Origin of the sequence: Fructobacillus americanaquae (genome assembly GCF_024029775.1) — a bacterium.
In the GTDB taxonomy this organism is placed as follows: Bacteria; Bacillota; Bacilli; order Lactobacillales; family Lactobacillaceae; genus Fructobacillus; species Fructobacillus americanaquae.
Genome location: NZ_CP097122.1, coordinates 124805 through 136440 on the forward strand (window position 1 = coordinate 124805; position 11636 = coordinate 136440).

Genomic DNA, 11636 nt, shown 5'->3' on the forward strand with positions numbered 1-11636 from the left:
TTGCTAATTATGAAAACAGAAAAAATGCTGGTTTGTATCATACTGCAGAAGTAAATGCAGTGAATAACAAGCTGATTAAAATGCAGTGAATAACAAGCTGATTAAAAAGACAAGCAAAACTGCTCAAAAATTGGCTTTACAGAAAAACATTAAAATTAGGGAGTTACAAAACGCTTCATTGCCATATGCAAAGCACATGAAATGGTTATCCCATCCATATTATTAATTACTGTATTTCAGAGAGATTGAGGGAGGGAGAAGTGTAATGGTAACTAAGCAGTTAAGTTTGTTTAAAGAAAAAGAACAAAGTGTAGTAGATCGTGTTGAACAAATTATCAGAGAAGAAATTATTAATTGCAAGAAACGAAATATTAACTATAAAAAGCAAAAGAAAATTCGTCAATTACAAAAATATATTGATTTTTTGAATATCAGATTAAGCTTCATCCCAATCACGAGTGAGCAACATGCAATATTGAAATTTAAGATTAATCAAGAAGTCAAAAAACTCAATCAATTAATCATGAAAGAGGAAAAAAATGAAGACTAGAAAAGAATATTTACGTTTTACTTTTTTAACAGGAAATGGTTTTGCCATCTGACTGATCTTCTAATCTATTTCCTTGTTCCCAAAGGCCTTCTTAACCATTGGGACAGTCACAGCTGTGAAACCGACCAACCCAAAGGTCAATGGGTAATCCAAGAAAGCCTGAAAAGGTGTCAAAATATAGGCACCTAAGATTAACTTGATGAGTCCAAACAGAATTCCGACTGTTAAACCACCCTTATAGCCATAGCGATACGCCATAATCATCGTTGGTACCATTTGAAATGAAATGGAGCCACCCTCACCCCAAAGACGAATAGACCAGAAACTCAAGACAACGAATAGGGCGATGAAAAGCGCCAATTCCGTAATAAAACGTAAATTTTTCGATTGCGTGTTTTGCATTTTTCTCCTCTTAGTGCATAAGTCCACAAAAAAAAACCATCCGAAACAGTAAAAGCGAACGGACGATTGTCTTAATCTTTTCTGTTTTCCCTACGCGTGTCTTAACACAACAGGTTCGAAGGGTCGGCTTGCGCACTTTCAGCTCCAAAGAGCTCCCCTAAACGGACGTTATTTATTTGTTACCACCATTATGACCAGGTCCAAGCGTTTTTGACAAGCCATCGCTCAAAAAAAAGTCGGCTGCTCACGCAACCGACTCCGTCTAATTAATCTTATAAATTCCCGCTAAAATAATTTGACGTGTTTGCTCCAGTCGCTGTTCAACAGTAGATCCCGACAACTGTAGACCCATCCGTTTTTCCTCAATAAAGATGAGTAACATCTGTGAGGCAATCAAGCGAAGAATATCTTGACCAGATAATTTAGCATCCGGTCCAGCTAGTTCCTCAATGATTTTAGTAAGGAACCAAAACTTATCCGTCAACGCATTTTCTAGTTTTTTCATTAAAGTCTCGTCCACCATTAATTGCGCAACTAAGATAATCAAAACATCTTGATTGGAATCCATGAAACGAAAGCGGTCATGCAAAACAAAGGATAAAAATTCTTCAAATGACTCGTGCCCAGCTACATCCTGTAATTTTGCAACAAATTCATCACTATACTTTGGTAGCAGATTCTCAATGGTCAAATTTAAAATCTGGTCGAGCAACCCTTCTTTATTTTTAAAGTACTTGAAGATGACTGCCTGACTAACACCAGCTTCCTTGGTGATGGCAGCAGTCGATGTACTGGCGTACCCTTGGCCCGCAAACAATTGAATGGCTGCTTGAAGAACTTTCTTTTGAGAAGGGGGCACCTTTTTTTCTTCAGATAGCTTCACAAACTCTTGAATAATTTGATCCATGTTTCCACCTCTTTTCAGACTGAATACATTATACCTTACGGTAACGACGGAGACCAAAGATATTCAATGCCGTCAAAACGGCTAAGAAAATAACCAAGGCGACAATCTGTCCAGAAATGGCTGAAAAACCCTGTCCCTGAAGAACAACAGCGTTCATTGCATCAGCTGCGTACTTCATTGGCAAAATATCGCCAATGGCTTGTGCCCAGGAGGCCATGGAATCAAACGGAATAATGCCTGAGAAAATCATTTGTGGCACAACAACGATTGGAATGAATTGAATCATCTGGAATTCTGACGCGGCCAGCGTTGAAACTAAGAGTCCCAGCGCCAAGGCGACCATGGCTAACAAGACATTGATGAGGAAGAGTAACCAAACAGAACCAAGCACCTCAACGTGAAGCAGTGTAATCGTAAAGGACACAATCACGGCCGTCTGCAAAACTGCAATTAGCGCATAAGACAACATGTAACCGAAAACAATTTCAGAACGTCGAACTGGCGTTGCTAACAAACGGGAAAGCGTGCCCTTTGTCCGTTCCTTCAATAGTGAAATTCCTGAAATTAAGAAAACGAACATGAAGACGAAAAAGCCCATGAATATTGGCATAATTGTGTCGAAGAAACTCGTGTCCTTACCGCCATAGTTGTACTTCTCTGAAAGGGACACGTTCGCTTGTGCAGCCGGTTGCTGCCCAGTTTGTGTGGCCAGCGCAACATATTGCTGGACCATCGCCCCGACTTTTATCTTACTGAAGGCGCCGTTCACGACTTGACGAATCATTGCCGTTTTGGAAGCATCGATGTTGGCATAACGAATTTCAAACTGGTTATTCCTCGTTTGCGTCAGGATAGCATCAATATCCTTGTCCTTCAAAGCTGATTTGGCCTTGCTATCGGAAGAATAAGCTTTGGTGGAAACGTGGCTGGTTTGATCAAGGGTTTGGCTCACCGCTTGTTCCACACGTACCGTTCCGATTTCAACGGATGGTGTTGAGTTGATAGTAAAGACATAGTTCAAGAGCGATAGGATTAAAACAGGCGCTAAAAACATCAAGGCTAAGGTCCGCTTATCACGCATCATTTCCATCAAAATTCGCTTTGCAATGGCTAATGTTCGGCTCATGACAATTCCTCCTCTGCCTTCAAGAAGACGTCTTCGATACTTGGTACGCCATAATCGACTTCCAACTTCTTCGGTGCATCATTGGCGATGACCCGTCCCCCAATTAGTAGGGCAACCCGATCAACCAATTCAGCCTCGTCCATGACGTGGGTGGTGACCAAGATAGCGTGTCCCTCTTCCTTCATCTTATGAAGTTCGGACCAAATTTGACGGCGCAACGCTGGATCAATTCCAACTGTTGGTTCATCTAAAACAAGTAAGAATGGGTTGCCTAGCAAGGCAATGGCCAATGACAAACGACGCTTCATTCCCCCTGAAAAACCAGACACATATTGGTCGAGCTTGTCACCAAGTGAAACAACATTCGCCACTCGTTCAATCTCTTGCTCCAAGCCTTCCTTATCGATGCCTCGCATCTCGGCAAAGAACTTTAGGTTAGCACGAGCCGTTAACGATTCGTACAGCGCATCAGATTGGGCCATATACCCCATTTGACCAAGTAGTTCGCGATTTGGCATCACCTTACCAAAAACATAAGCGGTACCATAATCGGCCTTTTCAACACCCAAAGTCACGTTGATGACCGTTGACTTACCGGCTCCGGATGGACCGAGCAAACCGAGAATTTCTCCTCGGCCCAATGACAGGTCAACGTCCTTCAGGACTTTTAGGCTACCAAAGGACTTGGCAACTTTTTCCAAAGAAATGACTTTTTCCATAATGGACTCCTTTTACACATAGTGAGTGATTAATCACTCACTAATATACACCAACTCTTCACAATGTCAACAAAAAAAGACGGCAAAGCCGTATTTTTTGTTTATTTCTTTAAGAACGCCAGCATGATCGCATCAACTGCTTTGTTTTCATGCAACTTGGAATGCTGTCCATCCGCACCGGTAATCAGTTTTTCTTCATAAGTTGAAGGACTTTGAACCAAGTGCTTCAAGGACTTAGACGAATTATTATAAACCGTCGTATCGTTATTACCAGAACCCTGCGAATTACCATAAATGTTCAGCACCTGAACCTGGTGCTTTTGATAATACTCACGCAGTGGTAATAAACGTTTGTAGTACGCAGACTGATTGACCGGTTGCCCATCGTCTGTTAGGGGTGAATCGGATTCAGGATCCGTTAACATCAAACCGTTATAGGTACCGGCTAAATCAATCTGTTTCTTAACTACTGGCAACGAATCGCTTTTACCCTCAGCCGTTGCCATCAAATAGTATGTAATGGCCATGTTCCCTGGAGTGCCCACCACGTTAACCTGATCATCGTCCTTGACCGTTACGTTCACGCGCCGATTCGAATAACCCTGGTCAACCAAATACTGGGCTATTGACTTTTCAGCATTGTGTGAGGAACCGTAGCCATGGAAAAAAACCGTGGCGGTTTTACCAGAAGCAGTTGAGGAATTTGTCCCCGTTTTGTGTTGTGCATTCAGTGATTGGAAGACCGCGTAGCCAATTAAGACCAAAAAAATAATCACTAAAAGGCTGATAATGCCATGCGTTTTTTCATAAAATAGTTACTCCTTAGCCTCTTATTGTAACGCCTTCATCACTATCATTCATAATAAAAAGAGAGTTAACCTTTTGGTTAACCCCGCTTTTATAAAACTCTTTTTACAATTCGCCGTTTAGGCAGTGATTCTTTCCCAAACCAACTCACCATTCCAAAAAGTTCTGGTGGTCTACAAGTGTTGGGGTCTCGCTTCTTTTACTGGGCGCCGGGGCAGGAGGTATGAAGGCGTACTCAACATTGCAAAATACGCAAGAAACTAATCAACGGTTACAAAAAGAAGTCACCAAATTAACCAAGGAGGCGTCTTCTTCAAATAACACGAAAACCGCCCAAACCAATTCAACGACAAGTAATCAATCCAGTACAACGAATGATAATAGGGTAAACAATCGCCCCTACCAAGCTCTCGACGATTCACTCAAGCGAAATAGCTTAGATGTTTATCGTCAAAGCTTCTCAGATAATCAATTGGGGCAAGATAGCTATCGTGTCTTTCGGGTCGGACAGCTTTTGAATCAACAAGTTGGTCGTGATGCAGCGGTAGCCGTATCACAAGCCAACCCTGGTTATAATCAAACTTTGAATCAATATCTAGGTATTCGTTAAGAAAGGAAATTCTATGACAACTAAAAAGGCAGCACCAATTGATGTTCAAATTACTAGTCACAACTCGATTAATTTGGTAAGTCAGAACGAATTTGTTGCTCAATCCATCAAAGTCAACAGTCAAAAATGAGTTTGAAAGCTGATGGTAACAAAAAAACTAAAAGTGGGTTAACAACTTCAGTGAAAGCCACTAACGAATCGCTTTAATTATTTAGGTATTTAAATCAAAGGAGAAAACTTATGCCTATTCAAACACAATCAATCAATGTGAAAAATCACTTCAAAATGTATAAGGCTGGTAAGCATTGGCTCTATACCTCACTGGCAGCCGTTACTTTTATTTCTGGGGGAATTGGTCTTTCACAGTCAGCTAATGCGGATGAGGTGTCACCAACTACAACAGCTCAAGGAACTAACAGCACAGTTCCAGCCGCTGAACATCAAGGGGAGATGAATCAAGTTAATGGCTTGAAAGATACTCATAACGCCCTCAATCAAGCGGTTACGACGGCTCAAGCTGCTGGAGTTACCGTTACGGATCAAGGCACAACGACTAAAACCGTTACGCAAGATCAAGTGTCCAACGAACGTCAAGCGGTTAAGAACGATGAAACGACCCAAACAGCTCAAGTAAATCAGGCCACCGCCAATATTAATTCATTAAAGGATTCCAACAAAAAGGTTAATGATGCTGCGACTGAGGCCCAAAATAGTGGCGTTATTTTAACCCAAGATAATACGGTTAAAAAAGATCCCCAAGATGCTGCTCAAGATGCTCAATCACAAGCTGATAATTTGAAGAAGTTGGCTGATGAGAAAAAAGCTGACAATGACTATGTTGCTCAAGCGCTCAAGGGAACTACTAATTACAACAATCAACCATCAGAGGATAAAGGGGGCTTGAAGTTTGTAAATACTGGACAAAAACCAAAGGCTATCGTTTCTTCTGACTATGGTGATAAAAACACACCATTTTCTCAGATCCAAGTACCTAATTCCGTTAGCGTTGATGTTCAGCAGGGATCACAAGCCGGCACAAATGCCTCTCTAAAACCGTTTTTAGGTAAGACAAATGCTATTGATCCAAATGTTCCTTTCTTTACTACGAATTCAGGTGACACCTATCGGATTAATGGTTTATTTGTTACACCCACAGATGGCGGACCCAGTCAAAATGCTTATCTGATTTACAAAGTGAACAGTGTTCAAAGTATTAATCCTAATAAGGGCAGTTACGTGGCTTTCCATGAAAGTCAAAACACCGGGAACGGTCAAGATCGAGGTGCTCATTCTCTAAGCATCTTCATTACCAATGCCTCCTATGCTGATATTGATGCTAAGCTCTATGCAGAAAACGGCCAACCGCTAAACATCAAAACGGCGATTACTTATAACGATATTGACATTGAACAGGGTATTCGCGAAAATTCTGGAAATATTGTTAATTTGACTTATTCTCACGATACTAAGGTCGCAGATGATGGAACTGTTTACTCCACTTCATCTCATGATTTGAATGGAAATGAAACCGACGAGGGTCAATATATTGCCATTGGCCAGGGAAATGATTTCTCTCATAAGTTCTATAACCCTTATACCAATCAAGTTGATCCAGATACAGGCAAGTGGGGTGTAAGTACTGATGGATATGATACTTTCCGTTATGATTTATTTGGTACTGATGATCGTTTAAAGACGGTTAGTCCTAAGGTCATTACAGGCAACTATCACTTATACGACCAAACGCAAGCAGTGACGGTTCACAAAACTGATTTACAGTATCAACCAGTGGTTCAACCGTACAAGTCAGAAACCAATGAAGAAGATGAAAATAGCAACACCAAGCCTGTCATGCGTGGAGACATTGTTAAGTATTACGTCAATCAAGATTAAACTGGTTATAAAGATGCTGATCTAACGGGGTCAACTATTGGCACAACCCCTGGTGCTTACGATAATTATGATGCTAAGACTACCGCAAACAAAGGCACGGAAAAAACATATTTAATGCCGGAGGGGTATAAGTTTAACCCTGATACAGTAGCTCAAGACCTTAAGAAGGGGCGGTTGCTCGACAACAATGAATTTGTTTATCAATATGACGATCAAGGTCATAAATTTACAGTAAACGCTAAAGATGCTCAAGACTTTTTAACAAAGTATATTCAAGCCGGCCGAACGTTGGTAACGACGTTTGATACAACTGTGAATGATGACGTTGATGGCGAAATTCAGAACACGGCCTACCAACTTGATTTTCAAAGCAAAACTGGCCGTTCATTCCAAACTGAAACTGTCCAAAATCCATTGCCCAAAATTAATCCTAAAAAGGATGTTGTGGCCGGTGTAGGGAACCGTTCAAGCTTAAATAATCAAACAATCGACTATGGTCAGTTGTTTGACTATGCTCTAGAATCCAGCACACGTCCTGCTAATTATGGTGGTAAGACAAACGAATGGTCAATTGATGATCAAACCGACATCGTTCATGATTTACTAACAGGACAATACTCTGTGTTAAACACTGGCGGAGATCTAACAACGGAAGATGGTCAAAAGATTGTCAAGAACCAAATTTTGGACCCAAGTTACTTCATAGCGGTGATGGATGGTCATGGAAAAATCTCACTTCAGGCAACTGATAAGTATCTTAAGCTTATTGATCTTCCTGATAACAAAAAAGTACCGGTTCAATGGACAGCCCAGGAATCACATAAAAAAAGAATCCATAAATTGGATCCTTGACTATGACAAAAATAGGCAAGTCTTTTTAGTGACCACAAATTATTAAAAATTTAAAAACCTTGCTATAATCTGCTTTAACAAGGTTATATCAGAAAAAAATTTAGACTGTTGCATTAGGGGTTGACATACATAAATTGGCCCTTAACTTTCGATAATATATATTATGTAAAGTAAAGAATTTTATATAAGCATTCTTTATCGCTTGGAATAACTTATTTTATCGAATATCTGTTTGGATTACCAACGCAAAAAGCCCAGCCATCTTTGACTGGGTTTTCTTTATGTATTGGTGTTGTTATGCCTTTAACTCAGTATCGTTGCTAGATTAATGTTGCGATACTGACAATGACGCTTAAAAGCTTGCAAACGGCTCATATAGCGATGGATACGCATTGGACGTGTGTTGATACTCATAACACTTTCATTAAGCTCAGATTGGCTCACCTTAGCGAAGTCTGTCTTTTTTGGATAATACTCCCGTAAGAGCTTATTAAAGTTCTCATTGGATCCACGTTCGTATGGTGAATACGCATGGGCAAAGTAATATTTGACCTTGTTTTTTTAGAACATGTCTAGTTTGTAAAGCGATGAACTCAGACCCGCGATCACAAGTAACGCTATCGACGCAACCTTGATATTTTAAGCAAAATTGTTCAATGGCTTTGCTCACTGTATAAGCGGACTTATTTTTTTACAACCATTGAAACGGCGTATCGGCTAAAGCGTTCTACAAAAGTTAACAACAAGTGATTGGATTGACGAGACTCCACACCGTCGAGTTCCCAATGGCCAAAACGGTTACGATTTTCAATCACACTTGGTCGAAACTCAATGGAATACTGGTGTGTCGCTCGTTTCTGATCTTCTTTTTTCAGATAAAGACTCTTTCGTTCGCTCCAACTTAACGCTCGCTTATGATACCGTTGTAGCTTGCCTTTATCTCGCAAGACCCAGTAATCGAGGCCTTTGATCCTTTTATGATTCACCCAGTTGTAGATGGTTTTGAAAGACACACCTGCTCGTAACGGCCCCTTGGCGATTTGCTCGGGTGACCACTTGTGTTCGAGGATGTATTCTTTGATGAGCTGTTCTCGTCGGGGTGTTAACTTAGCTAGGGATTTCTTTTTGTTCCGTTGCTTTTGGTCAGCTAACGTTTGCCCCTCAATGGCTCGATACATTCTTCTAGATATATGTGTACTTACTTTTCTACCCATTGTAGCGTGAAGTGTTGTTCGCTGAATTTTTTTGGTAATAGCGGCTTTTGAGTAACCAATGGTCTTAGCAATAAAGCTTAAAGTATGACCTTCTTTTAACATGGTTTCAATTTGAACACGTTGTGCCAATTTTAAATGTTTTTGTCCCATTATCATTCTCCCGTTATTTTGCGTTAAACAGCCAATCTGTTTTCGCGATTACATACAGAAAAAATTATAGCAAAGCATGGAAAAGCCCCTCGCCTTCTCTTGGGCGTGGGGCTCTTTGGGGAATACTTTTGAATAGGCAACAAAAAAGGCCTCAAACGAGACCTCTTTTTGTTTCAAATATAAAAAATCCAGTCACATACATTTACTTTAGACGGTAACTGTGAATGGAGCAAAACCTGGTAGTGATAAACTACCAAACTTATTAACCATAATGTAATTTCCTATTCTTTCTTATATTTAAATAAAAATATTTAAATATAAAAGTCCTCACAAAGCGTGTAGACAATTATTAACTATTTTTTTGCTATTTTTAATATTTTTTGTATTTTAAACTTTTGCGTTGGCCACACTTGTAAAAAAGCAGTTAAAATAATCAAGAAAGCGCCGACAATTTCAATGAAACTAAGATGCAAGTGAAGCAGAATTACAGAGAGAACCGTCGCTGTTAGTGGCTCAAACGCACTTAGTACACCAGTAATAGCAGGTTCAATAAATTTTAAACTAAGTAAATAAAATAAATAAGATAAAATTGTTCCAAAAATAATTATAAATGCTAATGATAAAGCAATTTTCCAATTAAATACCGTTAATTGATGGGTACTGACTATTGGAATAAAAGGTATACTCCCTAAAAGCATAGCCCAACCTACAACTATTAAAGAGCTAAACTTGCTCAACAAATTTTTAGGAATTAAGGTATATGAAGCTTGACTAAGTCCAGCCAATAGTCCCCAAAAAACTGCAATAGGAGCCAACGACAATGCATTTAGATGCCCTTTAGTTACCAACAAAATTGTACCGATCATGGCAATAATAATTGAAATACAGTCTATTCTACGGGGAAGTTTTAATTGTCTTAATGCAATAAAAATTATAATGAAAAGAGGCCCAGTGAATTGTAAAATAGTAGCAGTTGCAGCATTTCCATACTTAATTGCCATAAAGTATGTGAATTGTGATGGTAGCATTCCCAAAAATGCAAAAGCCAACAGTAACATAACACTGTCTTTATGTCGCCAAATGTTTAGTATAGGTTCTTTTTTAACAAATAACACAAATGCTAAGAGTAGAAAACCTGATGTTAATAACCTCATTCCTACTAACCACTGAGGAGATACATTATAATTTTGAAACAAAAACTGAGCTGCTGTTCCCGCAGCACCCCAAAATAATGAACCAATGATTGCTAACCAAATACCTACTGAACTATTTTTCATTGCTTATACTCCATAAATTATGATAGTACATGATATGCTACAGTAACTTTACTATCCTATCAATATTTTTATTAATAATTTATGAAATATATATTCTCAGTTTTTTGGTCGTTTAACATTTATCCTGCAAGAGAACGATAAATTCTTCTAGATAAAAGAGCTATTATTTTGATCAGGTAGGTAGACTCCTTTCAACCCATCTTGATAACCAGCTTTAGCAGCGGCTAAGGTTTTAATGACTGTCGTATCACTTAATGAAGGGATCTCTTGTTCAGTACTCAAAAGTGTCAAAGCATTTTGAACTGCTTTAGATGCCCTAAATCCAGACATAAAGCTCAGATCATTTAACTGATCAGTCGAAAGCTGTTCTACTCCATTCGTTTCTCCATATTGGTAACCATCATGAGCATATTGATACCCATATTGACTCAAATCATTTTTAACTGATTCATACTTTTCCCATCAATAAAGGCTTGCCGATGAGTTGGCGAGCTTGCAGATAAGCTAGTTGATAAGATTGTTGATAAAAACTACTTTGATTGTGAATATCAATCTTTTTATTATTCACGTTCATAGCCCCATTAAAGCTAAGTTCTCCACCATTCTTGGCATCATCAGCAACCATTTGATAAACAGTCTGATATGCCTGACTATGTTGAGTTAAATTAGGAATCCCCATCGAATTTCGGTTCAAATTAACCGCATCCTTGGCATCCTGATAGGCATCTTTCCGATTTCTGTCAAGACCAGTATCTGACCCAATGACTTGGTTATCTGCGTCTTCTAACCCTTTCTTAACTTCTTCATAAGCGCGAAAACCACTCATAAAGTCTTGATCATTTTTTGTTCTTCTGTTAATTCTTTTTCGGATCTATTCATCGCAATATGAAATCCGTCTTTAGCCAATTCATAACCCAATTGACCAGCCCGATCTGAAATTGATGAACCCTTGAAAGCGGTTGTTCCCGTTAGGAAAGCCTGCGCTCCTATACTTTAAAAGCATCTTGAGCCAGTTGGTAAGATTGAGCTAATCACTTTCACTAATTTTTAAACATATCATTCAAACAATAATCAGATCGAGCTTTTCTAATCAGTGCCTGATTAGTTGATAACAAATCCAATTCAATTA

The 11636-nt window shown here is 39.3% G+C and carries 12 protein-coding genes and 1 pseudogene; 4 read left to right on the forward strand and 9 right to left on the reverse strand.

Going from position 1 to position 11636, the window contains the following annotated elements; genetic code table 11:
* The first annotated feature begins 265 nt into the window (after positions 1 to 265).
* Positions 266 to 550 (forward strand): hypothetical protein, encoded by a 285-nt coding sequence (locus tag M3M36_RS00645; protein ID WP_252773959.1) that lies wholly within the window; start codon positions 266 to 268, stop codon positions 548 to 550.
* A gap of 60 nt (positions 551 to 610) precedes the next feature.
* Here the strand turns inward: M3M36_RS00645 and M3M36_RS00650 are convergent, their stop codons facing one another.
* The 5 genes from M3M36_RS00650 to M3M36_RS00670 all read right to left on the reverse strand — a co-directional run bounded on the left by M3M36_RS00650 (position 611) and on the right by M3M36_RS00670 (position 4480).
* Positions 611 to 952: an energy-coupled thiamine transporter ThiT gene (locus M3M36_RS00650; RefSeq protein WP_252773960.1), complete on the reverse strand. Its 342-nt coding sequence runs from the start codon at positions 950 to 952 to the stop codon at positions 611 to 613.
* A 262-nt stretch (positions 953 to 1214) separates the two neighbouring features.
* Positions 1215 to 1859 carry a TetR/AcrR family transcriptional regulator gene (locus tag M3M36_RS00655; protein WP_252773961.1) on the reverse strand — a complete coding sequence of 215 codons (645 nt, stop codon included), beginning with the start codon at positions 1857 to 1859 and terminating at the stop codon, positions 1215 to 1217.
* Between the two features lie 28 nt (positions 1860 to 1887).
* Positions 1888 to 2985, reverse strand: a complete 1098-nt coding sequence (locus M3M36_RS00660; RefSeq protein ID WP_252773962.1) for an ABC transporter permease — start codon at positions 2983 to 2985, stop codon at positions 1888 to 1890.
* A complete protein-coding gene (locus M3M36_RS00665; RefSeq protein ID WP_252773963.1) occupies positions 2982 to 3704 on the reverse strand; it encodes an ABC transporter ATP-binding protein in 723 nt (240 codons plus the stop codon). Before M3M36_RS00665 ends, M3M36_RS00660 begins: the two co-directional genes overlap by 4 nt.
* A gap of 101 nt (positions 3705 to 3805) precedes the next feature.
* Entirely contained in the window at positions 3806 to 4480 is a 675-nt protein-coding gene (locus M3M36_RS00670) for an alpha/beta hydrolase (protein ID WP_252773964.1), read from the reverse strand.
* A gap of 254 nt (positions 4481 to 4734) precedes the next feature.
* Here M3M36_RS00670 and M3M36_RS00675 point away from each other — a divergent pair, with 254 nt between their 5' ends.
* The 3 genes from M3M36_RS00675 (at position 4735) to M3M36_RS06995 (ending at position 7866) form a co-directional block, all read left to right on the forward strand.
* A complete protein-coding gene (locus M3M36_RS00675; RefSeq protein ID WP_252773965.1) occupies positions 4735 to 5121 on the forward strand; it encodes a hypothetical protein in 387 nt (128 codons plus the stop codon).
* 240 nt (positions 5122 to 5361) lie between these two features.
* Complete coding sequence (locus M3M36_RS00680; protein ID WP_252773966.1) at positions 5362 to 7014, forward strand: KxYKxGKxW signal peptide domain-containing protein; 1653 nt, start codon at positions 5362 to 5364, stop codon at positions 7012 to 7014.
* Between the two features lie 114 nt (positions 7015 to 7128).
* Positions 7129 to 7866, forward strand: coding sequence for an LPXTG cell wall anchor domain-containing protein (locus M3M36_RS06995; RefSeq protein WP_420842364.1), 738 nt, complete (start codon positions 7129 to 7131; stop codon positions 7864 to 7866).
* Between the two features lie 303 nt (positions 7867 to 8169).
* Here M3M36_RS06995 and M3M36_RS07000 read toward each other — a convergent pair.
* The 4 genes and pseudogenes from M3M36_RS07000 to M3M36_RS00705 all read right to left on the reverse strand — a co-directional run bounded on the left by M3M36_RS07000 (position 8170) and on the right by M3M36_RS00705 (position 11333).
* Positions 8170 to 9230: pseudogene (locus M3M36_RS07000) on the reverse strand (IS30 family transposase).
* 353 nt (positions 9231 to 9583) lie between these two features.
* On the reverse strand, positions 9584 to 10507 hold the full coding sequence (locus M3M36_RS00695) for a DMT family transporter (protein ID WP_252773968.1): 924 nt from the start codon (positions 10505 to 10507) through the stop codon (positions 9584 to 9586).
* 147 nt (positions 10508 to 10654) lie between these two features.
* A complete protein-coding gene (locus M3M36_RS00700; RefSeq protein WP_252773969.1) occupies positions 10655 to 10939 on the reverse strand; it encodes a hypothetical protein in 285 nt (94 codons plus the stop codon).
* Positions 10940 to 10955: 16 nt separating this feature from the next.
* Positions 10956 to 11333, reverse strand: coding sequence for a hypothetical protein (locus M3M36_RS00705; protein ID WP_252773970.1), 378 nt, complete (start codon positions 11331 to 11333; stop codon positions 10956 to 10958).
* Positions 11334 to 11636: the final 303 nt, after the last annotated feature.

Bases quoted from the DNA above. Each gene is read 5' to 3' on its own strand.
- M3M36_RS00680 (WP_252773966.1), top strand. From the start codon at position 5,362: ATGCCTATTCAAACACAATCAATCAATGTGAAAAATCACTTCAAAATG.
- M3M36_RS00660 (WP_252773962.1), bottom strand. From the start codon at position 2,985: ATGAGCCGAACATTAGCCATTGCAAAGCGAATTTTGATGGAAATGATG.
- M3M36_RS00695 (WP_252773968.1), bottom strand. From the start codon at position 10,507: ATGAAAAATAGTTCAGTAGGTATTTGGTTAGCAATCATTGGTTCATTA.
- M3M36_RS00675 (WP_252773965.1), top strand. From the start codon at position 4,735: ATGAAGGCGTACTCAACATTGCAAAATACGCAAGAAACTAATCAACGG.
- M3M36_RS00650 (WP_252773960.1), bottom strand. From the start codon at position 952: ATGCAAAACACGCAATCGAAAAATTTACGTTTTATTACGGAATTGGCG.
- M3M36_RS00655 (WP_252773961.1), bottom strand. From the start codon at position 1,859: ATGGATCAAATTATTCAAGAGTTTGTGAAGCTATCTGAAGAAAAAAAG.
- M3M36_RS00665 (WP_252773963.1), bottom strand. From the start codon at position 3,704: ATGGAAAAAGTCATTTCTTTGGAAAAAGTTGCCAAGTCCTTTGGTAGC.
- M3M36_RS00645 (WP_252773959.1), top strand. From the start codon at position 266: ATGGTAACTAAGCAGTTAAGTTTGTTTAAAGAAAAAGAACAAAGTGTA.
- M3M36_RS06995 (WP_420842364.1), top strand. From the start codon at position 7,129: ATGCCGGAGGGGTATAAGTTTAACCCTGATACAGTAGCTCAAGACCTT.
- M3M36_RS00705 (WP_252773970.1), bottom strand. From the start codon at position 11,333: ATGAGTGGTTTTCGCGCTTATGAAGAAGTTAAGAAAGGGTTAGAAGAC.